Raw genomic sequence first — 25764 nt, 5'->3', positions numbered from 1 at the left:
ATATGGCAAAAGTAGGACGGCTATCCAGTCCGGGCATTACCGCAATCAAACGGATGCTATCGAAATTCAAACATCCCGCACGGCGCTGGGCGTAAGCTTGGTTTGCTTCCTGAAAAAATAGGTGAAATGGGCTGGTTGCGCGAAACCAAGACAATAACTGATTTCGGACACAGTCCAATCCGTATGCTTTAACAATGCGGTGGCTTCGGCTGTGATCCGCTCCGCAATGTGCGTTGTCGTCGTCTTTCCGGTGGCCGCGCGGACAGCGCGGTTCAGATGGTTTACATGCACGGAAAGCCTGTCGGCAAAATCTCCCGCTGACCGCATCCAGATGCATTGATCCTTGGATTGAATCGGAAGCTGGCTTTCAAGCAGCTTGATGAAAATCGAGGTAATCCGTGCATTCGTATCCGGATGTTGGTATAACTGCTCGTCAGGCAACATTTTCAATGCCAGATGGATGAGTTCGGACACATGGTTTCGGATCAGATCAAACCGGAAACGATAATCTGAATGAATCTCATTCAGCATTTTCTCAAACAGCACGGCCACTTCCTGATCCTGCCTTCCATCCAAATGGTACACCGATTTATTTTCAGGCTCAAACATCCGCAGGTGACCGATGCCATTTCTCAGATTTTCTATGAAAAAGGCTTCTTTAAAAATGCAAAAGAACCCGGTCGATCCGGCATCCAGCCGTTCAAAACTGTAAGGCGTCGCAGGATTGAAAAACAGAAGCGTACTACCATCGAACTCGATGCTCTTGGCTGCATAATGGCAGCGGTGCCTGCCGCGGATGAGCATAATTTTGTAGAAATCGTACCGGGCATAGGGCATGGTATGGGAAAGCCCATTGGAAAGATCCAGTCGAAAAACATTAAAGTCCCCGGTACCTGGTTCAGGCGGTGCCTCGTCAAACTTCAATGCGTAAAAGGCTTCCAGGGTTTGAGTTTTCAGCATATTATAGCTAATCAATTCGTCGCGTATCAGCAACAGCCTGTTATCTAATTTGGTGCCAGGTAGTTTCTATCCTGACAACCGTCCCGATCCGCCCGCACGTTTGTCTTGTATCCCCTACCCTTGTCAATGAAGCAGACATTAGCTTTGTGAATCACAGATGCTAAAAACCAATGAACACGAAAGACCTAACCGATAATACAGAGGTAACCCAATTTCTGGATGATCTTGCTCATCCGCTCAGGAGCGAAATTGATGCGCTGCGCTCCATTATATTGTCAGCGGACACCCGGCTTAACGAAAACATTAAATGGAATGGCCCCAACTATTCGATTGGCGGCGAGGATAGGATCACGATGAAAATCTTGCCACCGACCAAAATCCAACTCATCTTTCACCGGGGAGCAAAGGTCAAAGAACAACCAAATGCCCGATTAATCGAAGATGAAAATCACCTTTTGCTTTGGAAGGAAAATGACAGGGCTATTGCAACCTTTAACACGCTCGAATCGATTGAGACGAGCAAGGACGCCTTAATCAAGATTATTCATGATTGGATTTTGAAGAGCATTTCCTGAACCTCACTACAATACGTGGGGCTTGTTTCCAACATGATCGCCCAGTTTTATACATTGCAATCCCTACGCGGGCCGGCCGTAAGATATTCGGGCACATCCCGGCAGATTTATATAAATTGCTTTTTTTAACCAAACACCCTTTCCACATGGCACATACTACCTCCAACCCGAAGATCCACGAAGGCCGTAACTTGAAGAGATTCAGGGAACTTTTCGGACTTAAGCAAGACGCCATGGCGTTTGAGCTCGGCGACGACTGGAACCAGCAAAAAATCTCTCTACTTGAACAGAGAGAGAAGATCGATAACGACATTTTGGAGAAGGTTGCGGCGATTTTGAAGATTCCTGCTGAGGCAATTCGGAATTTTGATGAGGATCAGGCGATTAATATCATTTCGAACACTTACAACGATCATTCAAATGATAACTCCTTTAACCAGGGCACCTTTTATATAAATCCTATCGAAAAAATTGTTCAGCTTCATGAGGAGAAGATTGCTTTGTATGAGCGGATGTTGAAGGAGAAGGATGAGATGATGGGGCGTTTGGAGCGTTTGATTGGGGAAAATAAAAAATATATCGTATAGTTTATAGATATCATAGTGTCTAACAAGAACTTATACATTATTGCAGGTTGTAATGGAGCTGGAAAAACTTCTGCTTCCTTCACAATTTTACCGGAAATTATAGAATGTAAGGAATTTGTAAACGCCGATGAAATTGCTAAAGGCATATCGCCGTTTCAACCTGAGAAGGTTGCAGTTGAGGCAGGAAGAATCATGTTGGATAGAGTAAATGAATTACTGAATAACAACGAAAGCTTTGCCTTTGAAACAACATTGTCGAGCAGAAGTTATAAGCAGAAAATTGAAGAAGCGAAAAACAAAGACTATACAGCAACATTGATCTTCTTTTGGCTTGATAATATTGATCTTGCCAAAGAACGTGTTAAAACAAGAGTGGCAGAAGGCGGCCATAACATACCACCTGACGTGATTGAGCGCAGATATATTAAAGGGATAAAAAATCTATTTGACATTTATTTACCGATTGTGCATGGTGCATTTCTGTTTGACAATTCTTTCGGAGCTCCGGAAATTGTCGCACAAAAAACAATAAACAGTGAATTAGAGGTTATTGATACAAGTAAATATGCTCAACTAAGAAAAACCTATGACAACAATTAAAGAACAGCTCGAACTACGCGACAAAATCATTTTTGGTCTCAAAAAGACTTTTGACAATGTTGTAGAGTTTAAAAAACAAAGGGATAGTGCGCTTGTGGTTATGAGGGATAATAAGATTGTGAAGATAAAGCCTTGGGAGAAATGAAACATTAAGAATAACGATTGATGGCTTGATCCTATAATTAATTCAAATCTACTTACTATGCTTTCTAAATGCGAATATCAATTGATAAATTAGATACGCAGATAAAATTCGCCAAAGACTATCAATTACGTTTCCCCAAGCAAGAGCATACTCAACTTTATTTTCGATTTTCACTCTCGCTACGTTTTCAGCAAAATCCTTAACAAATCCAAGCTTGTGTATAGGGTTTAAATATTCAATGAAATAAGAAAGTGACAAGACAAAAACTCTGAAATTCTCCGCTGGGTCAACCTCAATTTCAAAAAATGGCAAACTGACTGTTAGCCAAGATAAGACGCCATAAAATAAAATTCTACCAAGTGCTTTGGTCCAACTCTCACCATGACTATTTGACCACTGATTTAATCCGAGTGTAAATCTTTCGCCCCTATCACTCCTAGATAAATCCTGACGGTAGGCTTCCAACTCAGCTGCTCTGTGTCGCCTCGCCCGATCGTTGTCCCCACTGGCCTCATAAACCTTCTTTAGTTGAAATAGTAACAATCTTTGCTGACTAGTATTCGTATTCTCTGCCCATCTGTTTATCGGAAAGTCATTTCCAATCAATGCTATCTCATTCAATTTTGAATTTTCGAATGACACTTCCGAAGAGAAGTCGCATTGAAGAAAAATCATTTTGCCCAGATCTGAGTTCTTTATGGTAAATATTGAATTTGCGTGTATCTGTTTTGCTGCAGGCACCTCCCGCAAGCCTGGTTCGTAGCTAGCTAACACTTGTGGCCATATTTCTGGATTGCTTGAAGTATGAAATGCTGAGTTATAGTATTCGCTGGAATTTAAGGCCTGGGCTCTCGGCACCAAATCAATTGAGAAGAAGTCCTTTTTGAAATTGATAAATGAAAGCCGATCAAACTTCACGGACCCTAGTGAAACAAAGCTATTAAACGTTAGCGAAGTTACTTTGCAGACATTAAAACTTATACCTGATTCTCTTGACAACAACCCAAGAAAAGTTAATTCATTAGTATTTGTGTTAACTACTGACAATTGCAACTTGGAAACATTTCGAGTATTACCTATCTCTAAAATGCTGTGATTTCCATAACTTTCAGAAATCTTCCCACCACAATACTGCGATCTAACAAGGGAGAGCAAACCATGAATATCCACATCACCTTGCTTAATATCCACAAGAAATGTATTCTTAACTACTATATTCGATAGTACTATTTCAATCTCGCTCTTTGATGTCAGGCGTAAGTTTTCAAAAATACCACTGACAGTGGAGGTCCACGTTTTCACTCCGCCTGGCGGCGGCAAAAACGGAACTTCGTTCGGAAATAAATTATTATTTCCTAGAAAGATACCGTTCTTAAACTCACCTCCAGAAATTTCTATATTGCCATAGATACCACGCTCGAAAGCAACAACCTCTTCAAATATCCCGCCCAAAATTTTTACGTTACCAATTCTAGAATTAGTAAAGCGGATAGGCCCTTTGAACCGGCCCACTCTAATCTCGATGTTCAAAAGTGCTTCGTTCGGTAAGTTTGCAGTTTCGCCAGATGTCTCAGCCCCTTTAATATATTCACTTTTAAAGCGACTAAAATGAATTGCACTATAATCACCACCATTAAAAACGATGTGCGGAACTGTATGATAATATTGGAATCCTGTAAGCCTACTTAAGTTAGACACTGATGTTCCACCGAACATCGCGACGCCAAATTTTATGGGTACTTGAAATTCAACATCATCAAAAAAAGTTGATGAGATAAATTATCGCCACCCATAGCCCGCCTTGTTCGATAAACTTTCAAGAATTTGGATGACTCTTCAAAAACATTTTTAACATCGGCTTCTGTCGCTATTTGAAACACAGAAAGGGAATTTTGGTTGTATAACAAATATACATATATGTTGACTTTCTATCATCGCCTCTTAATAACCTGTCGTTCTGTAGAATTTCACCTACACATAATCACCCTACCCTAACCCCAATCAACTCAACTCCCAAAACCTCCTCGATCCTGACAATCGTTTCAATCATAAAATTACTATTCCCTTTCACCCAAGAATTAATAGTTTGAGGTGTTTCCTGCAATTTCTCCGCCAAATCCTTTTGGGTCATTCCAAGCTTTCGCAGTTGGGCTAAAATATTAATTGCAATAATCCTTGACTTTTCTAGCGCTTTCGGATTCCCGGCTTTGCGGGCTACGCGCTCTTTCCATTTGCCTGCCTGTACTTCTAATTTGTAGATCAGCTCAATTTCTGCTACCTGACACAAATTTGAGACATTCTCGAAGCTTTCCATCATTACCTTGATTGGGATAGTATTGAATGAATGATGGTGCTTAATTCTGGCACTGGTCAAACAAATAGTGGACATCATCGATACAAGAAACGCTGATTGTCATTGCATTGTCCTTTACCATTCATACATTGATATGTACTTGACGTTTGTTTTTTAATGAAAACTTTCACTCAAAAACTCAGCTACATCTTCCTCCTTGCCGTTCCCGTCATGGTGACTTTGATGGCTTTCGTTTTCGGGCACCAATCCCATTGGGTTTACCTGCCGGGCTGGTTCCTGAACATGCTGCTCATGTTCCTGGCTGTGAAGGCACTGGGAGATGCAAAAAGTGAGACTGTTCGCGGCATCGCATGGCCCTTAATCATGTCCTGGGCGCCTATTTCTGTTTTTGCCGGAATGGGCCCGCCGCCTGAAACTGCCGAGGGATGGGCAGCGCTGGCATGGGAGCAGCAATTGCGATACTGCATTCTGATCGTGAGCGGTACGTTCACCACTATAGGTTTTCTGAGAATGTATGATATGCTTAGAAGCGGCCCGGGTGTGCGTTTCGCAAAGGTCGGCAAGACGATGTTTGTAATAGCACTTCCCCTTTTCATCACAAACATGATTTACTGGGGATTTTTTCTGACGAATGTATTTGTGAAATATTCTCAACCAGGGGCGCCCTCCAAGCCCGACTGGCTTCAGACAGTATCCACCGCCTTCACTGCTGTAAGAATGGTAGAAGTAACATTGATCTACTTAGGCACAGCCGTGTTCGCTTATGCGCTAAGCAGATCGGGCCATCTCAGTCGGCTTGCCAGTTCTGTTTACATTTTCTTCTGTTGCTTGTGCGCGCTATTAAACCTGCTGCCTGCCAACCTCCCCGCGCCGCTTTCGATTGCCAACTATGTGTCCTATATCCCGGCTATCACCCTGCTTATGCCTTATTTAATTGGGGTGAATTTTTTAAGTAAGGTAGAATGACCTGTTGTTGCTCACCGGATTACTCACCAAACTTCCGTTAAATAGCTTGACCTACCTAATTCACTTGTTTTAATATCCAACTAGACATTTCTGATAACGCCGTGGGTGAAAAAGTTTGATCGATGGTTGCATATTCATCCGGCGATCCCGTTTCACATTCCTGAAAAAAGTGGTTGAGGTTAGGTATTTCTTTAACTTTTACCTGCTTATTACCAGCCTTATTTGGTTAGCTCAGCCTTCAGGGAATCGCGATTCTGTGATTTCAGAACAATGTCATAAAGACCCGAGCCCTGATCCAATGTTTTTTGAATATTCTCTTCCGACATTCCAGCAGCCCTTCTCATTGTTTCACCCTGAAGCAGCATCAGCGTATCCCCTCGTAATCCGGGTCCAGCCAATAAAACTATAAATGCTGTGTTACCGGGCCGGGATGCAACAATCGAAGCAACTGTTGCTCCTTCACTATGTGATGAGACACCTGCTTCCTAGCCACCGATAGTATTATGCTTGGAATACCGTTGTAAATAAATAGCGCCAAATACGGATATACGTTTCGGTTTTCTCGCAGGGAACTCAGAGCTTTACAAAAGCTTCTAAACTCCTCTGTCACTTCCCGTATGTATTTAACGCTACTTCCTGCAAAGATCAAAAAACCCTTATTTTTTGTCCTCTCCCGAACATTTCTTATCCTTTTACTCCTCACCTCATTACCATCTGTTGCTTTTGCTGCAACGCGTTATGTGAAACCGGACGCAACCGGTACCGGCGCAAGCTGGAATGACGCAAGCGGCAACATTCAAAATATGATCAATGCCAGCAGCAGCGGCGACCAGGTGTGGGTGGCTGGCGGAACTTACATTGCCGATCGCGACCAAAATTTCAACCGGAGCTTCAAATTGAAGGAAGGGGTGGAAGTCTATGGTGGCTTTGCGGGAACAGAATTAATGCTTGCGGCACGTGATTTATCAGTTACTGCCAATGCAAGCATCTTGTCGGGTACAGATGCTACTGGTTCTGTGGTAAGTAATCTCAACAACGGACTGACGAGCGCGGCCGTGCTGAATGGCTTTACGTTGACGGGCGGGGCATTTGTCGTCAGAAACACAGCCTCTTCTCCCATGTTTGTCAATATATTAATCATCGGGCGCTCGGGCGGCGGTACCGCAATGACCAACGACAATGCATCTCCGGTTTTGGTAAACTGTACAATTTTCAATAGAGGAGGCAGTGGTCTTTACAATACAGCATCTTCCCCGATCCTTACCAACTGCACCATCGGTAGTTCAACCACATCCTCGATAGACAGGATCGGGATCGAAAACGTTTCCAATTCTGCTCCGCAAATTCGCAACAGTATCATTTTCGGCAATAAAAATGGCATCGTCAATGAAGCAGGTTCTGTTCCGGTTATTCGGTATAGCCTGGTTAAAGGATTAAATGACACCGATCCGACTCATCATAATTTTACTGGCACTGCCACCCCGCTTTTTGTTGACGTAGCAAATGGAAATTTCCGGCTTCTGGCATGCAGCCCCGGGATTAATATGGGCAGCAATTCCTACTATGCCAGCGGCCAAACACCTGATTTATCTGGCATTACCACCGATATGGACAGCCATAGCCGCCTTTACGATGGTGTAGTAGATATGGGCGCTTATGAATTTCAAAACGAAACACCCGCTGGTGTTGCAGGTGTGTGGTATGTAAAAGAAGGCGGAACAGGCTCGGGAGTAAGCTGGGCCTGTGCTTCGGGCAGTTTGCAGATCACGATTAATGCGGCCTCAAGCGGTGACCAGGTTTGGGTAGCCGGCGGCACTTACACCGCTGAGCTGGATGAAAACTTCAACCGGAGTTTCAAAATGAAGGAAGGAGTGAAGATCTATGGTGGCTTTGCGGGAACGGAATCAACGCTTACGGGACGTGATTTGTCAATTACTGCCAATGCCAGCACCTTGTCGGGACGCGATGCGACTGGCTCTGTGGTAAGTAACCTGAACACCGGACTTACGAGCGCGGCCGTGCTGAATGGCTTTACGGTGACGGGCGGCGCATTTGTCGTCAGAAATACGGCTTCATCTCCCATGTTTGTCAATATATTAATCATCGGGCGATCTGGCGGCGGTACTGCCATGAACAACGACAATGCATCTCCGGTTTTGGCAAACTGTACGATTGTTAACCAGGGAGGTAATGGCATTTACAATACAGCATCTTCACCGATCCTTACCAACTGCACCATCGGTGGCAATAGTCCATCTTCGATAGAAAGGATCGGGATCACCAATGTGGCCAATTCTGCTCCCATAATTCGGAACAGTATCGTTACGGGGGATGCAAATGGCATCGTGAATGAAGCAGGCTCTGTTCCGGAAATTCGGTACAGCCTCGTTACAGGAACAAATGACTTCGATCCAACCCATCACAATTTGCCAGGTAGTGCCAACCCGCTTTTTGTTGACGAGAACGGAGGAAATTTGCAGTTGTCGGCGTGCAGTCCCGCTATCAACACGGGCGACAACGCCTACTATGCAAGTGGTCAAACTACTGACCTGTCGGCTGTTACCGAAGATTTGCTGGGTAGAGCCCGATTTTATAACAATGGTATAGTAGATTTGGGCGCTTACGAATTCCAGGCCGAACTCTCAACTTCAGGTATTGCGGGTGTCTGGTATGTAAAGCCAGGCGGAACCGGCTTGGGCAAGAGCTGGGATTGTCCGCTCGGAGATTTGCAACTGGCAATCAATTCTGCTTCCCGCGGCGAGCAGGTTTGGGTGACGGGCGGCACCTACTCTCCGGGCACCGGCCCGCGTTACAGCATGAAGGAAGGTGTGAAAATTTATGGCGGGTTTGCCGGAAATGAAACAAGCCTGACCCAGCGCGATCTTTCTATTACTGCCAATAAAAGTATCCTTGATGCCAATAACGGCCCCAGCGTGCTGATCAATAGTCTTACACTTACCAATGCTGCGGTACTCGACGGCTTCACCATTACAGGTGTCAACAACGGACCTGCAATCCAAAACACCACCGGATCCTCGCCGAAATACGTCAATTTGACGATCCGCGATAACCAGTATACGGGTATGTACATTTACAATTCCTCACCCGTTTTGGTCAATTGTACTTTTAGTGGCAACACGTCCGGCTCGGTTGGCGGCGGAATCCTGGTATCAGATGCATCTCCAACGCTGATCAACTGCCTGATCAGCGGTAACATGACCAGCGGTAATGGTGGAGGGGTTTTCCTTTCCAATTCGGTCACCAGCATGATCAATTGCACGATCGTCGACAATGAAGCTTCCGGTCTGGGAGGCGGTATATTCAATGAGGGCAATGTTTCTCCCAAACTTTATAACAGCATTGTGTCTGGCAACAATACCGGTATTTTCGATCCCGGCTCCAGGCTGGACATCCAGTACAGCCTCGTACAGAAAGACCCAGTCCCAGGCCGGCCTGCTCCTGTGAATGTTGATCCGCTTTTTGTAAATGCTGACGGTGGGGATTACCGGCTGCGGCCTTGCAGCCCCGCCGTGAATGCAGGGTTTAACTATTTCAAATCTGGCCTGACCCCGGATCTCTCCGACATTATGACTGATTTGGACAATGAGTCGAGGCTTCGTGAGTACATCGTCGATATGGGCGCCTACGAGTTCAGCGGCGCATCCCGCGGGCTGGCGACTGATCTGGATGAAGCGTCCGCCAACATTACCAGGGATTATGTGCTGACTTCTTTTAATTCAAACTGCCGGTTAGTGGCCTACATCAATCCGAGTGGCGTCGTGAATGGCCTGAATGCAGTATCAGGACCAATTTCCGCGAAAGTGTGGGTAGCAAACTCCCAACCCGAAGACTTCGTGAAAAGACATTACCAGATCACGCCTGGCGACAATGCGGCCAGCGCCACCGCGAAAGTTACCCTGTTTTTTACCCAACAGGAATTCGATGATTTCAATGCAGTAAATTCTACCAAACTTCCTTTAAACGCAACCGACCCGGAAAATTTCAAAGCGAACCTGCGCATAGAAAAACGTCCGGGTTACAGTACGGACGGATCCGGGCTGCCCAACTCATACGTCGGCCCCGTCTCCACATTCAAACCCTCGGAAAGGAATGGAAAGGTAGAATGGAATGCTGACGGCAGTTATTGGGAAGTGACTTTTGACGTAACTGGTTTCAGTGGATTTTTTGTAAAGACAACTCAGTCCGCCCTGCCGCTGAATTTGATCAGCTTTACAGCAACCAAAGAAACGGGTAGCAACTTGCTAGAATGGAGCACAGCAGCGGAAGTGAATACGGATAATTTCGAGGTCCAGCGTAGCGGAGATGCCCGGAAATTTGTCAAAATAGCGACGGTAGCTGCCAGTGGCAGCGGGGACCATCAATATAGTTACAAGGATGAATCAGGTTACAAAGGCACGATTTATTACCGTTTGAAAATGTCTGATCGGGCCGCGGACGGTATTGACGGAACATTTACATTCAGCAAGATTATTTCTCTTGCTGGCGAAGGCAATTTCGTGGCTATTTATCCAAACCCGGCAGGAGAAAGTGTCACTTTCCAGGTAAATAATGCGCTGCTAAAAACAACAGCTATTCTTTACGATATAACAGGCCGGCGCATCCAAAACGTCATGATCACCAGCAACAAACAGCTACTCCAGACAAAGTCGCTGCCGAGTGGCCTGTACATGCTGAAATTCGCTGACGGTACAGTTGAAAGGTTTATGAAGGACTAATCCGTTGAACCTAATGCGAGCTGTGCTTTCTACCCTTAGGTTTCTGATGTTTGAAAGTCATTCGTCAATCATGGGCAGATACTTTTTCCTGTTTTCAATCATTACCCAAAGAATAATCGCGACCAAAATAATGGCTACAGGAAGCCCTGCCGGGGCCATGGTGATGTGGGTCAGCAGGATGCCTGCTAATACAGGTACGAGAACGACCGCCCCCAGCGCCCTGGTTTTTGGAAATATCAGCAATAATCCACCCAGAATTTCTACTGCGCCAACTAGTGGTAATAACCAACCGATCACCTCAAACGCAGCGCCCACCTTCACCATCTTTTCTGGCAAATCTTTTGGCACCGGAATGTAATGGAAGAATTTATCAAGTCCTGAATTGATGAACATCAGGCCTGACAACAGACATAAAACGAACAGGATTTTATTCTTCATAACCGCAGCTGTTTATATTAGAAACCATCTGGTTGCTAATATAAGCGCAACCAGGCGGTTTCTCAAAAGATTTTTATATTTATTTCCGGATCGCTCCTCGGATCCGACATTACATGACCAGGATCAGCATTGAAGATTATCTCACAGTAGCTCCAAGCTGAGACAGATGCTAAAGTTCTCGCGGACAGCTAGTAGGCTCTCACAGATCGGGCGTTTGGGGAAACGTCTCTAAACTCGATGCTGAGACACGTAGCCACTTATTAAATACATCCAAACCAGTCGCAACAATCGGAGGGTTATTTGAGACTTATTCAATTTTGCAATAAGATAGTTGAAGAACTACTAACCTGCTTGTCCAAATAAATACATTGCTGTGATAATTACTATAATTGCGAGCGGCCAAAACACTAAATTCTTCGTGCTAGGCTTTTGCCCGTCTGTCAAAACCTTTTTTCCTAATGCAAGCATTGCGATTAAGAGTCCTATTGAACAAATAATTGAGAATGGCGAAGCGCCTTTAAGTACACCGAGCATCAAGCCCGACATTAAGCCCAAACAAATAGATTGGATTAAATTTAACATTCCGGATCGATACGTGCCCATTGCCAGAATGATCCAGCCGAACATAATTGCAGCAGATAGGGTAGAAACGACGTGGAAGGCACCGTATGAATCTCCAATAGCCTTCGTGGCAGATTGGAGATTTTGCACATTAACAAGTTGAAATGCCATGTGATTTATCCCGTAGTGAAAAGTACGTGCGAACAACCCGAACATCACCAGGGTTCCGCCCACTAAGCCCAACATAGGCTCCTTCTGACCTACATATCGAGCGATAGTTGCGGCTGCCGGCCAAAGCAAAATGTTGCCTGCCAGGTACAGGCTGTATGCAGTTATGAGCAAATTGGGATGGTCGTAATACGCTTTCAGCTGATAGGGGTAGAAAAAATCGAATTTCACAAGAAGGACTTGGGAGACTAACATTAAAATTGGCGCGACTATCATTGACGTGCCACCTATCCACCTGCCGGGAAACCAAAATTCGGTTTTGTTCATAGAGATGTCTTCCATAAAAATAATTTCCCAAACTAAATACTATACAAGGTACTATGTTATACATAATACATAGACGGATACATTGCTATATCTTTGGTAAAATAGGATTTATCTGTTTTACTTCACATTTATGAAGTCTCACAAAAACGTCTGATCGGCGCGACTAATTTGAAGCAGGGTAAGTTGTTAGGGTGAGCGTCTCACGTTCGAGCGATTTTTGAGACAAAGCGCTTAGGACCAACTAGTAATCAACTTTGGCTTTGGGCACCGATGGGTGTCTGCTGTTAGTCAAGAGAAATAATCGACAGCCAATACTCTCCCATCTGACCTCGGCCAGCAAAGTCACTGTGCCTAAGCTGCCACATGACGGCATCGTGGGTTAGAGGACTATTGAGCAGCCTCATAAGGTTCCTTGAAGCGTGAAATCTATCAAAAACAAACTTCCAAGCGGAATAGTAACTGACCATCGAGCGAAGTTCAGCATCAAATTCATTTACAGAAATTCGGTGATCTAAGATATCTATGATTCGCTTCTCTGATAGTGGGTTAACATGTATACCACTTAAAAAAGGAGGTTCTACCATAGAATACCATTGAAGAAACAAACCTCGTTTTAGAGCTTCACTGTCATATTCAGCAAGAGCTGCATAACAGTTATGTATTCGGCTATACCTATCGAGTATCCCTGCAGCTGTCATTTGGTTTGACTTTTCTTCGATTGTACCCTCCATGCCGTTGATTTTAAGAAGCAGCTTGTCTTCTTCTTCACCTAACTCATAAACACTCATGATTACTGCCAAAAATTTTCATGAATTTAATAAAACTGCACCTTTATGTATGCTCCGGCTGCTCATAAAACGGCGAAACAGTAATATATTATCAGTCTCACAAAACGCTCGAACGTGAGACGACTGTTTTGCGTGGATCTGTTGTCTAGACCAGCCATATGTTTCGGACGTTTTTTGAGACAATTTGCTAGACTGTTGCTAGTTCTTATCGGTTGTGGAAAGTATCTCCTTTATTTTAGCAGCAGCCCCACTACTAGGACGACTGGTAAAATTCTCCGCAATAGTACCATCGGGCGCTATAAGCACATAGTGAGGATAAACATTAATTCCGAATTTCTGCTCTAACTTTCGTCCCCAAGATGAGTTGGCGTATAGATTGAGTGTTTTAAGACCATGGCCGTTGATCATTTCCATCCACTTTCCCTTTGGACTTCGTGTGCAAATACTGATGATTTGAACGCGCTTATCTTTAAAGGTTTCTACAAGTTCATTTTCGAATGGAAACTCCATAATGCATCCCTTACAACCAACAAACCAGAAACTCAAGTATACTACTTTCCTTTAAATTGGTCGAGTGAAATAAGTGAATCCTCACTGTTGACCAGAAAAAAATTCGGGCTGCTTTTTCCGGCGTTAGAAAGAAACTTGTAGATAGTAGCTCGTGTATGTTCCCGGCAAATGTATTTTTGCTGATTGGGTCAACTTGCTCAGTTAGACCATTATGCGTTTCCAGGAACATTACTGCTTGTTTAGGAATATCCGACAAGATAAACGGTGAGTGTGTTATAAAAATTAAATTGATTGCTTCTATATGTTGTAGTTTTAAGGCAGAGATATATGCCAGCGTCTCTTCGATAAAGTTTCGTTGAAATTCTGGGTGATAGTATAATTCTATTTCGTCAAAAATAATATTAACATACTTGTATCGAATAAGCTCTTTTGAGTGGTAGGTGGCACTGGTTCGTTTAGTCGAATATGCTGATTCAAGATTATTCAAATGATATAAGAGTGACGAAGTGCTGTAGACTTTTTGGCGTTCGCCAGAGTTTAAAGTATTGAATGTATGATTTGAATTCTTGAAAATAATGTCCATGGATAAAAAAGAGGGTGGTATAGCTTCAATAACATTCAAACCTCTATGGCTACTTAAAATTTCTTGGATCACATTGGCTAGCTTGTTGATAGAAACAGTCGACTGGCTACAAGCTTCCTGTAATTCCGAAAAACGTAAAAAATTAAGGGCCTGTCGTAATTTATACGTAATATGGCTACGATCCTCCTTTAATGTATCTACGTATTTCTTAAGCCTAGACTCTGACTTTCTTCCATAAAAAATCGGAATTGTAAATAGTAAGGATAATTGACAATAATATTTCTCTTTTTTTGGAGAATATACTCCTGAGTCAGAATGGCTAGACGGGTGCTTGAAGGAGTAAAAGATTCATCGTCGAAAAAGGTTTTGAAGAGCGTAGGAAATACTCGGTGGGCATATGAATTAAAAAATTCTAGATTTACATCTCCATTACGCTTGAGTTGAAATTTCGATAAATCTACGTTAAAGGAGAACTCAGCTGCTTCATGGTAATTAAAAAGACGCAGTATTATATCCTTGTTTTGATAATTATAGACTAAGATATTAGCCATCATCCGTGAGCGAACTAGATAACTCTCGTTATTGATATCTATAATGCCTTTCTTTCGATATGGGTTTAGAACTATTGGTACTTGATATGCATCGTTCTTATGAAAAATAGCGTTTACCCAAGGTCCTACTTCTTCTGAGTTTATGGAGTATTGTGAGTAATTGATGATGATGTTATAAAACAAGTATGTCAGACGGCTTTTTCCAGTTATCCTTATTGCCTTTTTGAAGCCAATGCCATTTTCGGCGAACTCATAAACAGTAGGAATGACATCGTCAAATTGTATCTTGTAATTGATTCCCTCCACTGAAACATATAAATCAAACTTCATATCCTTTTCAAATTGAAAGTAGTTGCCATTTTCATCACGTTTCTCTAAAAGCTTGAGGGACCTAGAAAGATTATAAAATCCAACGTAGATCAGCTCCATCAGTGTGCTCTTACCAGAGCCATTCTTTCTTACCACAGCTGAGATATTGATGTAAGGTCTTTCACCGAAAACCCGTCAGGCATTGTTTGCTTGTAAAGGATACTTTCCTCGCCACTTGCCATGTCAAATTCATAATCTTGTATAAATCGATATAAAGTTCCTGGCCGTAATGACTTAAAGTATTTTGTATTGCAGCCCTCGTGAGGTCTGAGTACAATTATTTTAAAACCAACTTGTTTCATAGATGATCCTTAGATATCCTTTTAAGACATGTCGTAAGATATAGAACTTCTTTCTCTTAACAAGAATCTCGAGAAACGCAGTCAAGAATTCTTTTGCTTAGGTACATGTATCGCCAAATTCATTCCATTCGTTTCGATTATGGCAATATCGTGCGATTTCAAATTATGTCGAAAAAGAAAAGAAGCAGGGGCCGGAACCTCAATGGTTCGATTATGTTTGCAGACGTTAATAATGCAAATTTGGCTAAATTTTTTCACCTTCTCTCTCGCGATCCCCTCTCACAAATAGTAGGGGTCGTGAGAGAGAAGGTGCGGCACTAACCTTCCGTGCCCGATCGTTTGGAAAGCCGCCCTTTCAGAGCCTGCATATCTTCACTGACCTTTGTATCCAGAATCTTCGCATAAATCTGTGTCGTACGAATGTTCGTATGCCCAAGCATTTTAGAAACACTTTCAATAGGAACGCCATTCTGCAAAGTTATAGTCGTGGCGAACGTATGCCTGGCTACATGTGAAGTGAGAATTTTGTTAATCCCGCAGATCACAGCAATCTCTTTCAAATAGTCATTCATCTTCTGATTACTCGGCACAGGCAACACGAGGCCGCGAGATTCATATAGCGGATGGTCTTTGTATCTGTCGATGATTCGAAGTGCCTCCGGAAGCAACGGAATATGCGACCTGACATTTGTTTTAGTCCGCTCGCTGAAAATCTACTGCTCACCGTCAATCCCTTGGGCTATCTGGCTTTTTTCGATCTTTTGGACATCGGAGTAGGCCAGGCCGGTGAAACAACAAAGAAGAAAGGTGTCCCGCACCTGTGAGAGCCGGTCACTGGCGAATTCTTTGCTAGCCATTAGTCAAGTTCAGCGCGGCTAAGGATCGCTTTGTCAACCTTCTTAAAGTTGCCTTTGAAGTTCAAATAAGGATCAAGGTTCATCCAGCTGTTGCCCAGGCAGATGTTGACGATTTTGCGAAACATCTCATGTGCTTCACTACAGCATTATTGCCCATCTTGCGAACGGAACGTAGGTGGAAATCATAATCGGCGATGAAAGCGAAATCGATGCGGCCGATGTCAAAATCGCTCGTATTGAAGTGACCTTTCAAGAATGCCAGTGTATGACGTTCAAGCACTTTGTAGCGGTTAATTGTGCCGATAGCATATTCTTGTCCCACCAAAGCCTTCATCCGCTCATTGTGATCGGCAATCACCTCCATCAATAGCCGCTTTTTAGGACCGACGCTCAGAAACTTGTTTTTGATTGTCTCTGCCGTTATCCAATAGTTGCTGTTCTAAGTTGCCGAGATAAACATTGACGGACTTCACAGCCTCCTTTGCACCAGTAACCCTTCCCGCGACCGCATTCCACCGACCGGGCTCACATTCGCGCCCGGTTATGAACTCAGCTCTTTTACTTTCAACCGTAATCCGCAGGTAAATCGGTACAGGCCCTTTTTGATAATTCTTCGGCTTCTTCAAATAGAAAAGCAGACTGGTCTTTGTTTTCACACCCTTTTTCAGGTTAAAAGGTTGAACAAAAGTAGTCTTGCAAGCCTAATCAGCACAAGATGTTTACGTCGTAAACAGGTTGTTAAACAATGAGTTGTAGCGATTCTGGTGAGTAAAATTTGCAGATCTGAGAACTCACCGAATTACTCACCAAAAATTTGTAGAAAATTGAATCTTTTGGCACAAACGGCAAACAAAAAGGCCTGCTAATCTGTTGATTTGCAGGCTTCTGATCCTTTTTGTTATTTCTTCAAGTGATCCCGCTGGGATTCGAACCCAGGACCCATACATTAAAAGTGTATTGCTCTACCAGCTGAGCTACGGAATCTTGTTTGCTGCTATCTTCACCTACTAGCTGGGATTCGAACGGCAGCGGCCGTCCGCCCAGGACCCATACATTAAAAGCGGTCCGCCGCGCGGTGTCGGTTCGCCGAAGCGATTGCTCTACCAGCTGAGCTACGGAATCAATTTCATTTCCGGTGACCGGGTTTGAAAAGGGCAATTTGTTGGATTAACCGGGGGCTTTTCCGTAATTGCGATGCAAAAGTAGAATTCTTAATAGTATAATGCAAGCCTTGCGGAAGAAATACCTGTTGCCTTGGATCGTGTCTGTGCTGGCTTTGTGCTTTCAACCCGCCTTTTCGGCTAATAAGCGGGAGCTAAAAACGGCTGATTCTCTGTTCGCTATATCAAAGTACCCCGAGTCGCTGGCGCTCTATAAAAAAAATTTCAGCATGGGCGAAAAAAATAGCCCGAACCTCCTGCTCAAACTCGCATTCCTCTCTGAAAAGACAAATAATTATACGGATTGCCTCTTTTATCTTAGCAAACTGGCCCTCACAAACCCGTCCAGACGGCTTTTTGAGAAAATGGATAAGCTTGCCCAAGAGCAAAACTTAACCGGCTATGAATTTGATGATTACAACTACTTCATCATTTTTTATAGAAGATATGGCGATTACATTCCAATATTGCTCCTAACTTTGGGCACCTACATTGTTGTAATCATGGTGACGAAGGCGCGGCGCATGGAGCCGATCCTGCAAATTCACAAGATATCCATCGTCGTGTATTTGCTGCTGTTGCTGGGGATACTGAACATTCCGTCACTCTACCGGACTTGTATTATCGTCAACGAAAATACATTTTTGCGCGAGGAACCTTCCTCCTCCTCTTCGGTAGTGGAGCGGGTTGGTAAAGGTCACAAACTCACGATTGTAGGCTCTGTGGATCACTGGAACCGTGTGATCTGGGGCAACAAAATCGTTTACATTCGCAAAAGTGACCTTTGGAATATTTAGCCGGAAGGTGGTATTATTTTTGCTGGGTATAAGTTTATAATCTATATTTAATGGTCAAATTTTTAAATTAAACGCTGTATGAAGAAGCCAATGAAAAGTTTTTTACTATTGATCGCGGGGGTTTTAATGTTAGGTTTTGTCACTTCCTGCAAAGAGGAAGGTCCTCACAAAGATGACATTGTGAAATTCTCGGCCGTTATAAATAGTGGTCCGACTATTCCAAAAGCAACGTCATCAGGACAGGGCACCGGGGTTTTCGAATACAACAAAACGACCATGGAGCTGAAATACAACATTACTTATCAGAATATTACGCCTACGTCGGTCACCATCAACAGCGCTAATCCGGCTTGGGAAGCAGGTCCGATATTATTCAATCTGGCAGATATGCCTACTGGAACGCAGGTTCAGGGCACGCAGAAATTGAACCTTGAACAACAAACGATGTTGATCGAAGGTTTGCTGTATGTGAACATTCCAACCGCGGTAAATATTTACGGTGAAATCCGTGGCCAGATCCTGGCAGATCCGTTTGAGGAATAACATTCCCGATCGGCGCAAAAAAAACGGCTTGCAGAATATTCTGCAAGCCGTTTTATTTCTTCTTCTTTTTCCTTTTAATACTTTCAAAATCCGCCACTTCCTGCATCAGGGCTTTCAGATCATCGCTCGTGTCAGACGTAAAGTCGAGCGTTTGAGAGTAGTCGGTTGGGCTGATCGTCAGTACGTCGATGGGTTTGTCGAGGTAAGTCTGGATTTCGTCGAGCACCGGTTTTTCTTCTGGACTGCAAAATGATACGGCCAAACCTTTCTGCGTGCCTCGCCCTGTCCGGCCAACGCGGTGGACATAATTTTCTGGTTGTTCGGGCAGATCGTAATTAACTACGTAATCTACACTTGGAATATCAATGCCGCGGGCACTTACATCAGTGGCGATCAGCACTTTGACATTGCCTTTTTTAAATTCATTCATCGCGATCAGTCTGTCGGCCTGTTCTTTGTCGCCGTGAATGGTAATGCTTTTGATTTCCATCCTTTCCAGCGCATTGAAAACCCGCTCTGCCCTGACTTTTGTCCGGACAAAAACCAGGATCTTGCTGTCCGGATTTTCCTTGATCACCCTTTCCAGGAAAAAGCGTTTATCATCCATCGAGACAAATGCGACGGAATGGTTAATGTTCTTCGCAACCGGATTTTTTGGAGAGATCTGGATTCGGATCGCATTCCTGACCAGTGAATAAGCCAATTTCTTGATCTTCTCATTGATTGTTGCTGAGAAAAAAAGCGTCTGCCGGTTTTTGGGAAGGAATTTGATCAAGTCCTGGATGTCTTTGATAAAACCAAGGTCCAGCATGTGATCCGCTTCGTCCAGGATCAATACTTCAATTCTATTGAAATTAATGTGTCCCTGACTTACCAGGTCAAACATTCTTCCCGGCGTCGAGACCAGTATATCGATTCCTTTTTCTACCCGTGCAATCTGCGGGTCTTGCTCCACACCGCCAAAAAGCGCAAATGCCTTGACGCGGGTATGTTCGGATAGCTTATTGAAAACTTCGGTGATCTGGATTGCGAGCTCGCGGGTCGGGACCATCACCAGGCATTTGATGCCTTCTGAGCGGCTGGATGATTTCTTTTTATGTAGTTGATCAATGACGGGGATCGCAAATGCAGCCGTTTTTCCAGTCCCCGTTTGCGCGATTGCCAGCACGTCTTCACCCTTTAAAATTGCGGGAATGGCTTTGAACTGAATATCCGTCGGGCGTTTAAAGCCGAGGGAATCCAGGCCTCGTTTTATTTCAGGGGCAATGTGATAATCTTCGAATTTCATAAATAATTGGTTTGGCTAACCGACATTCCGCCGGTTTTGCCATCATTAAAAAAACAAAGATACATCCGTTATTTCCGAAAAAGCGGCCCGTCTTACTGCGGCGCCTCGTAGAAGCGGAGTTTGTTACGAAGCAAAACGATTTCCCGATCGAGCGAATCGATGCGATCGAGCAAGGTATGGATGGCGCCGAGGCCTTCCGGGTTAATGTCCAGATCGTGATGAAGCCGCACCATACGCTCTATTTTTTGAAGCTGCGGGAGCTGGATAAACTGACTTTCGTTTACAAAAACTGTTTCTATCAAATCATTATGCTGCAATGATTCGACAAAAGAATATTCCACATTATAGTAAGTGCAGAATGTTTCAACCGCTATCAACTGATCATTTTCCATCGCTTCATGGATTAGGATTTAGATAATTCTGTAAACAATTCTTTTTGCCGGTCGGTCAGGTTTGTCGGGATTTTGATGTCGAATGTGACATATAGGTCGCCGAACTGACCTTCTTTTTTGTAAACCGGAAAACCTTTTCCTTTCAGCCTTACCATGCTGCCATTTTGCGTTTCGGGCTTTATGGGAAGTTTCACTTTTCCACTCAATGTTTCGATCACCAGCTCCCCGCCCAAAATGGCCGTATATAAGTCCAGGTCCACTTTATAATGCAGATCATTGCCCGATCTCCTGAATTTTTCGTCGGGCTGAATCGTGAATGTCAGAAATAAATCACCGTCGGGACCACCGTTTGAGCCTTTTCCACCGTGACCCGCAATCTTGATCGTCTGTCCGTTTTCAATCCCCGCAGGCACCGTGATGCGAATGTTTTTACCATTCACTGTCAACGTTTGCTTATGTGTTTCGTAGGCATCACGTAAAGTTAAGTTTGCCTCGGCCTGGTAATCCTGACCACGAAAACGCGCCTGGCGACTGCCGCCTCCGCCAAAGCCACTTGAAGATCCAAACATTGATTCGAAAAAATCTGAAAAACCACCGGCGTCGCCGCCAGAATACCATTGTCCCTGCTGCTGTCCGGCACTACCGCGTGCCTGGCGGGCCCTTTCATATTCTTCGCTATGCTGCCAGTTTTCGCCGTACTTGTCGTATTTTTTCCGTTTTTCAGGATCGCTCAAAACTTCGTTTGCTTCGTTCAGCTGCTGAAATTTTTTCTCGGCCTCCTTATCATTCGGATTGAGGTCGGGGTGGTATTTCCTGGCCAGTTTTCTGTAAGCATTTTTAATCGCTTTTTCGTCAGCGCTTTTATCCAGGCCCAGTATCTGATAGTAATCTACAAAAGGCATAATGTTCGACTTGATTAATGTATCAGTGTGATTTTACGGTTACTATTTTCGTTCCTGCATTTTAATGTAAAGGTCCTCTACTTTCTGTCGCGCCCAGGGCGTTTTCCGCAAAAATTTGAGACTCGATTTAATGCTGGGATCATTTTGAAAACTATTGATATTAACATGATAACTCATTTGTTCCCAGCCATAATAGTCCAGCAGTTCGGTCAAAATGGCTTCGAGTGTCTTTCCGTGCAACGGATTATTGGGTTGCGTTTGCATATCGCCGTTCAAAATGTTTGCGTGTTGAAGAAAGTAGATTTCCTGCAATAAATAATTATTAAGCAGATTGTTTAGTTCAAAATTTTACAAGCTTATCATGGATCAAATCAAATGGGGAATCATTGGCTGCGGCAATGTTACCGAAGTCAAAAGTGGCCCTGCATTCAATCTGGTGGACAATTCGAGCCTTGTTGCCGTGATGCGCAGGGACGCGGAACTGGCTGCCGATTACGCTTCCCGCCACGGTGTCCCGAAGTGGTACGCCAATGCCGACGAGCTGATCAATGATCCTGAAACCAATGCGATATACATTGCCACGCCGCCCGATGCCCACGAAGAGCTGGCTTTTAAAGCGATGGCGGCCGGTAAGCCGGTTTACATTGAAAAACCGATGGCCAGGACAGGCGCCGAATGTGACCGGATCAATGCGGAAAGTAAAAGAACTGGCATCCCGGTTTTTGTTGCGTATTACCGCCGCGCGCTCGACTACTTCCTGAAAGTGAAGGCGTTAATCGATAATAAGGTGATCGGCGATGTGCGGTTTGTGGACATTTGTTTGCAGTGGCAGCCTTATGATGAAGAAGTGGGCGAAAATCCGAAACCGCGCTGGCGTGTCGATCCTGCAATTTCCGGCGGCGGACATTTTCATGATCTTGCTTCCCACCAATTTGATTTTCTGGAATATGTTTTCGGACCGATAAAAACTGCAACCGGCTTTGCAAGAAACCAGGCCGGTTTATATGAAGCCGACGACATTGTGGTCGCCAATTTCGAATTTGAATCGGGTATATTAGGCAAAGGGAGCTGGTGCTATACCATTAATAAAGAGCAGCGCGAAGACAGCGCGCAAATTGTCGGGTCAAAAGGCCGGATATCTTTTTCGTTTTTTGAAAAATTTGATATTAAGGTGGAGACTGCCGAAGGTACAGAAGTTTTTCACATTCCGTATCCCAAACATGTGCAGCAGCAGCTGATCGATTCGATCGTGAAGGAATTGCGGGGCGAAGGTAAGTGCGTGAGCAGCGGCGAAACGGGTGCAAGAGCCAGTCACATCATGGACTGGATTACGCAAAAACAATAATTCACTTACCTGGATACGGTTTTCAATACGATTTCAGTTTATTTGTAAAACACCAATCTCAAAACCCGATAGTCATGGCAAAAGGTAAAAATCTGGACAAAGGCAGCACGAAAAAGGAAGCTGAAAAATCCCTGAAAGAAAAACGCGCCGACAAGAAGGCGAAAAAAGACAGCAAAAAGGATTACTGATCCGATAAAAAAAGAGCTCCACCCGGAGCTCTTTTAGTTAGTATATCTCGCGGTTGGTTTTATACTTCGCAAACCGCTTTTTCGACTTGATGATCTTCGAGTGGATCTGTTCTTTCGTCAGTGGTTTTGTTACCCAGGAAGATTTAGTTTCTGGTCATAGTTATGAGCAAGTTTCAGGTTGACGACCTTCAAATTATAGGCCAAATTTGTTCATCAAATTAATCATCCAATGGACCAGCAAACTTATAATTACGAAAAAATCGCCCGGGCAATCGAATACATTGTTGCCAACGCAAAGACCCAGCCGTCTCTGCTGGATGTTGCGGACGAGGTGAGTATCAGCCAGTTTCATTTTCAAAGGGTTTTCACTGAGTGGGCGGGCGTGAGTCCTAAGAAATTCCTGCAATACATTACCGCGGGTTACCTGAAAGAAAAGATCCGGGAATCGTCGAATCTGATAGAGCTGGCAGAGCAAGCCGGACTTTCCAGCCAGAGCCGCGTGTACGATCATTTTACGGCCATCGAGGCCGTGACGCCGCAGGAGTTCAAAAGCGCAGGAAAAGGGCTCGACATTAGTTACGGCATCCATAACACGCCTTTTGGAGATTGTTTTATCGCGGTAACCGAGCGTGGCATTTGCGCTATGGCATTTATCGACGATACCTCGCGCGACGAGCAACTGATTTTGTTAGCGAAAAAATGGTACTATGCCAAAATCAGCGCCGATCAGTCCGTGACCGCTGCTTACATTGACCGCATCTTTAATCCGGCTAAAAAATCACTGGAAAAACTTCCGCTGCTTGTTCAGGGGACCAATTTCCAGGTAAAAGTATGGGAGGCGCTGCTCAACATTCCAAAAGGTGCCGTGACGACTTACCAGCAAATCGCCAAAAGTATTGGTAACCCGGCAGCGGTGCGGGCGGTAGGCTCGGCGGTGGGTGATAATCCGATTGCGTACCTAATCCCCTGTCACCGCGTGATCCGGAAAGAAGGTGTTTTGGGCGAATATCGCTGGGGCAGCCTCCGCAAAAAAGCGCTCATCGGCTGGGAGGCAGCACAGCAACGTGAGGAATAATTTGCACAACAACTTTCTAACAGTTTTAGCACAATTATCATTAGCTAATGCGTTAATGTATTGATAATGAGCAAAAAAGATTAAAATCAGAATGTATTATTCCCGGGATGGACTAATATTGGTGATGCCGAAAACATTACCAAAACATTAGTACAGACATGAAAAAAACAGTATTTCGTTTGATGGCGGTCGTAGCATTAGTTGCGACGATGAGTTCGGCAAGTTTTGCCCAGTTTTCTTTGGGGCTTCAGGGAGGTATAGCGAAATCCGACGTGAAAGATTCTAAAACGGTAGCGGGTGGCGGCGTTAATTTAAGAGTATTTACTTCTTCGCAATTTGCGGTCGGTGTAGCTGGTAAAATTTATGCGGACGGCAGCGATTACCGCGTGGCTGGACAAACATTGAGCACCAAGGGAACATTGATGCCCGTGACTGGTACCGTCGATTATTATTTTGCAGACGGCATAATCCGCCCATACGTGGGTGGTGATGCAGGTGTTTATTTTTCAAAATATGACGCCAAGTTTAATGGAAATACAGTCCTGGAATCTTCCAAACATAGCAATTTCGGTGCTGCGCCGCGTGCCGGTCTGGTTTTCGCTTTTGGAAATATCGGTATCCAGGTAGAGGGTATTTACCACTTTGTATTTGGCAATAAAAACCACGATTCTACCACAGGTAGCGCTAATAACATTGACTTTGAGTCGACTTCTAAATTCGGCGGTGTGAATGTCGGAGTGATTTTTGGGCTTGGAGGAAAATAATTTTTGCCTGAACTAACATGGAGAGAACGCGCTGAACAAGCGCGTTTTTTTGTTCCTAAACTACGCCCGACCTAACTTGCCGCCAAAAATGTGATCACTTTGACGCGCAAAAATTCTTTCCCCGACGAGGTATGCGACTGGCTGGCCGCGAGCGGATTTGGTAATCTTTTGTGGGGAGAAAGGGAAAAGATCAGTACGATAAAAGTGGTTGCTGATGCCAAAATCGTGCTTGATATAGTTACCGTCCAAATTTCTGCGCCAAACGTTACGCTAGAAGAATTAAACATTTATTTCCAACAAACGCAGTCAAACCGGACATCAGGAGTTAAGAGCATTGTGATCTGGGAAGATTATTGGATTACAAAAAGAGACATTGTCAAATCCCGCATTTTAGCCATGCTGGGTAAGTCACAAAAAATTCCGGGGCGACTTACGCAGGTGCGAAGAATTAACAAAGAATTAACAAACAGCTTCTTGGAAGCCAATCATTTAAATGGCGCGGTATCTTCCAGGATTCGCTTTGGTTTATTCTTGCCAAAACGGTATTACCGCATTTTAAGCGAATATTTTGAATATGATCAACACACGGACGAGCTACTTGTGGCCGTCGCGACGTTTAGTAGTCCGCGTGTATTTCAAAGCGATACTCTACCTTACAAATCTTACGAGCTGATCCGTTTTGCGAGTTTGTTGCATACCAATGTCGTTGGCGGGCTGGATAAACTTTTACATGCATTTATCGAAGAAAAAAGTCCAGGGGACATCATGACTTATGCGGACCTGGACTGGTCGGACGGCGCGAGTTACACCAAGTTGGGTTTTCACTTGACAGGAAAAAGAGAACCAGAAACTTACCGCCTGGAACCCGCAACATTGAAAAGAACATTAGCTCAGCCAGAACATTCAGACGCTGACGAAACATTGGTTTACAATATGGGCAGCCTGAAATTCGTAAAGCGCATCGGTTATTGAA

At 44.2% G+C, this 25764-nt stretch carries 28 protein-coding genes and 1 tRNA gene; 12 read left to right on the top strand and 17 right to left on the bottom strand.

Features of this window, described 5'->3' with window-relative positions; genetic code table 11:
- Positions 1-66: 66 nt before the first annotated feature.
- A complete protein-coding gene (locus FEN17_RS04505) occupies positions 67-960 on the bottom strand; it encodes a helix-turn-helix domain-containing protein (protein ID WP_138364088.1) in 894 nt (297 codons plus the stop codon).
- Positions 961-1130: 170 nt separating this feature from the next.
- Here FEN17_RS04505 and FEN17_RS04500 point away from each other — a divergent pair, with 170 nt between their 5' ends.
- From FEN17_RS04500 to FEN17_RS27445, 4 genes are all read left to right on the top strand, one after another.
- The gene (locus FEN17_RS04500; RefSeq protein WP_138364087.1) at positions 1131-1535 is read left to right on the top strand and encodes a DUF1801 domain-containing protein; all 405 of its coding nucleotides are present in this window, start codon (positions 1131-1133) and stop codon (positions 1533-1535) included.
- A 146-nt stretch (positions 1536-1681) separates the two neighbouring features.
- Positions 1682-2122, top strand: a complete 441-nt coding sequence (locus FEN17_RS04495; RefSeq protein ID WP_138364086.1) for a helix-turn-helix domain-containing protein — start codon at positions 1682-1684, stop codon at positions 2120-2122.
- A gap of 15 nt (positions 2123-2137) precedes the next feature.
- A complete protein-coding gene (locus FEN17_RS04490) occupies positions 2138-2722 on the top strand; it encodes an ATPase (RefSeq protein WP_138364085.1) in 585 nt (194 codons plus the stop codon).
- A complete protein-coding gene (locus tag FEN17_RS27445; RefSeq protein WP_205748099.1) occupies positions 2709-2867 on the top strand; it encodes a hypothetical protein in 159 nt (52 codons plus the stop codon). Before FEN17_RS04490 ends, FEN17_RS27445 begins: the two co-directional genes overlap by 14 nt.
- Positions 2868-2915: 48 nt before the next feature.
- On the opposite strand, the gene FEN17_RS04485 is transcribed toward FEN17_RS27445, so the two are convergent.
- The gene (locus FEN17_RS04485; protein ID WP_138364084.1) at positions 2916-4583 is read right to left on the bottom strand and encodes a hypothetical protein; all 1668 of its coding nucleotides are present in this window, start codon (positions 4581-4583) and stop codon (positions 2916-2918) included.
- Between the two features lie 265 nt (positions 4584-4848).
- Positions 4849-5259, bottom strand: coding sequence for a helix-turn-helix domain-containing protein (locus tag FEN17_RS04480; RefSeq protein WP_138364083.1), 411 nt, complete (start codon positions 5257-5259; stop codon positions 4849-4851).
- A 78-nt stretch (positions 5260-5337) separates the two neighbouring features.
- Between FEN17_RS04480 and FEN17_RS04475 the strand changes: the two genes are divergently transcribed.
- Complete coding sequence (locus tag FEN17_RS04475) at positions 5338-6147, top strand: hypothetical protein (protein ID WP_138364082.1); 810 nt, start codon at positions 5338-5340, stop codon at positions 6145-6147.
- A gap of 617 nt (positions 6148-6764) precedes the next feature.
- Complete coding sequence (locus FEN17_RS04470) at positions 6765-10883, top strand: choice-of-anchor Q domain-containing protein (RefSeq protein WP_138364081.1); 4119 nt, start codon at positions 6765-6767, stop codon at positions 10881-10883.
- Positions 10884-10940: 57 nt separating this feature from the next.
- Here FEN17_RS04470 and FEN17_RS04465 read toward each other — a convergent pair whose 3' ends face one another.
- From FEN17_RS04465 to FEN17_RS04430, 10 genes are all read right to left on the bottom strand, one after another.
- On the bottom strand, positions 10941-11321 hold the full coding sequence (locus FEN17_RS04465) for a DoxX family protein (protein WP_138364080.1): 381 nt from the start codon (positions 11319-11321) through the stop codon (positions 10941-10943).
- Between the two features lie 342 nt (positions 11322-11663).
- A complete protein-coding gene (locus FEN17_RS04460) occupies positions 11664-12392 on the bottom strand; it encodes a hypothetical protein (protein ID WP_138364079.1) in 729 nt (242 codons plus the stop codon).
- A gap of 269 nt (positions 12393-12661) precedes the next feature.
- Positions 12662-13177, bottom strand: a complete 516-nt coding sequence (locus tag FEN17_RS04455; RefSeq protein ID WP_138364078.1) for a hypothetical protein — start codon at positions 13175-13177, stop codon at positions 12662-12664.
- 186 nt (positions 13178-13363) lie between these two features.
- A complete protein-coding gene (locus tag FEN17_RS04450) occupies positions 13364-13675 on the bottom strand; it encodes a TlpA family protein disulfide reductase (RefSeq protein WP_229208690.1) in 312 nt (103 codons plus the stop codon).
- Between the two features lie 10 nt (positions 13676-13685).
- Positions 13686-14330 (bottom strand): ATP-binding cassette domain-containing protein, encoded by a 645-nt coding sequence (locus tag FEN17_RS04445; RefSeq protein ID WP_138364076.1) that lies wholly within the window; start codon positions 14328-14330, stop codon positions 13686-13688.
- Positions 14331-14455: 125 nt separating this feature from the next.
- Positions 14456-15274: a hypothetical protein gene (locus FEN17_RS04440; protein ID WP_205748098.1), complete on the bottom strand. Its 819-nt coding sequence runs from the start codon at positions 15272-15274 to the stop codon at positions 14456-14458.
- Positions 15275-15797: 523 nt separating this feature from the next.
- Positions 15798-16148, bottom strand: a complete 351-nt coding sequence (locus FEN17_RS27630) for a site-specific integrase (protein ID WP_229208689.1) — start codon at positions 16146-16148, stop codon at positions 15798-15800.
- Positions 16149-16416: 268 nt separating this feature from the next.
- The gene (locus FEN17_RS27625; RefSeq protein WP_229208688.1) at positions 16417-16701 is read right to left on the bottom strand and encodes a phage integrase SAM-like domain-containing protein; all 285 of its coding nucleotides are present in this window, start codon (positions 16699-16701) and stop codon (positions 16417-16419) included.
- A 13-nt stretch (positions 16702-16714) separates the two neighbouring features.
- Positions 16715-16993, bottom strand: coding sequence for an Arm DNA-binding domain-containing protein (locus FEN17_RS27620; protein ID WP_229208687.1), 279 nt, complete (start codon positions 16991-16993; stop codon positions 16715-16717).
- A gap of 255 nt (positions 16994-17248) precedes the next feature.
- Positions 17249-17321, bottom strand: a tRNA-Lys gene (locus tag FEN17_RS04430).
- Between the two features lie 406 nt (positions 17322-17727).
- Here FEN17_RS04430 and FEN17_RS04425 point away from each other — a divergent pair.
- Positions 17728-18294, top strand: a complete 567-nt coding sequence (locus tag FEN17_RS04425; protein ID WP_229208686.1) for an SH3 domain-containing protein — start codon at positions 17728-17730, stop codon at positions 18292-18294.
- 78 nt (positions 18295-18372) lie between these two features.
- Entirely contained in the window at positions 18373-18837 is a 465-nt protein-coding gene (locus FEN17_RS04420; RefSeq protein WP_138364074.1) for a CHRD domain-containing protein, read from the top strand.
- Between the two features lie 52 nt (positions 18838-18889).
- Here FEN17_RS04420 and FEN17_RS04415 read toward each other — a convergent pair whose 3' ends face one another.
- The 4 genes from FEN17_RS04415 to FEN17_RS04400 form a co-directional block, all read right to left on the bottom strand.
- Positions 18890-20125, bottom strand: a complete 1236-nt coding sequence (locus tag FEN17_RS04415; protein ID WP_138364073.1) for a DEAD/DEAH box helicase — start codon at positions 20123-20125, stop codon at positions 18890-18892.
- Positions 20126-20217: 92 nt separating this feature from the next.
- Complete coding sequence (locus FEN17_RS04410) at positions 20218-20517, bottom strand: chaperone modulator CbpM (RefSeq protein WP_138364072.1); 300 nt, start codon at positions 20515-20517, stop codon at positions 20218-20220.
- Positions 20518-20528: 11 nt separating this feature from the next.
- Entirely contained in the window at positions 20529-21419 is an 891-nt protein-coding gene (locus FEN17_RS04405; protein ID WP_138364071.1) for a DnaJ C-terminal domain-containing protein, read from the bottom strand.
- A gap of 42 nt (positions 21420-21461) precedes the next feature.
- The gene (locus FEN17_RS04400; protein ID WP_138364070.1) at positions 21462-21683 is read right to left on the bottom strand and encodes a VF530 family protein; all 222 of its coding nucleotides are present in this window, start codon (positions 21681-21683) and stop codon (positions 21462-21464) included.
- 97 nt (positions 21684-21780) lie between these two features.
- Here FEN17_RS04400 and FEN17_RS04395 point away from each other — a divergent pair, with 97 nt between their 5' ends.
- The 4 genes from FEN17_RS04395 (at position 21781) to FEN17_RS04380 (ending at position 25763) form a co-directional block, all read left to right on the top strand.
- Entirely contained in the window at positions 21781-22764 is a 984-nt protein-coding gene (locus FEN17_RS04395; protein ID WP_138364069.1) for a Gfo/Idh/MocA family protein, read from the top strand.
- Between the two features lie 417 nt (positions 22765-23181).
- A complete protein-coding gene (locus FEN17_RS04390) occupies positions 23182-24027 on the top strand; it encodes a methylated-DNA--[protein]-cysteine S-methyltransferase (RefSeq protein WP_138364068.1) in 846 nt (281 codons plus the stop codon).
- A gap of 158 nt (positions 24028-24185) precedes the next feature.
- Positions 24186-24791 carry an outer membrane beta-barrel protein gene (locus tag FEN17_RS04385; RefSeq protein WP_138364067.1) on the top strand — a complete coding sequence of 202 codons (606 nt, stop codon included), beginning with the start codon at positions 24186-24188 and terminating at the stop codon, positions 24789-24791.
- Positions 24792-24890: 99 nt separating this feature from the next.
- Positions 24891-25763 (top strand): PDDEXK family nuclease, encoded by an 873-nt coding sequence (locus tag FEN17_RS04380; protein WP_138364066.1) that lies wholly within the window; start codon positions 24891-24893, stop codon positions 25761-25763.
- The last annotated feature ends 1 nt before the right edge of the window (position 25764 follow it).

Origin of the sequence: Dyadobacter luticola (genome assembly GCF_005860805.1) — a bacterium.
In the GTDB taxonomy this organism is placed as follows: domain Bacteria; phylum Bacteroidota; class Bacteroidia; order Cytophagales; family Spirosomataceae; genus Dyadobacter; species Dyadobacter luticola.
Note: the sequence above shows the minus strand (reverse complement) of the source record. Positions and strands in the feature narration are given on the sequence as shown.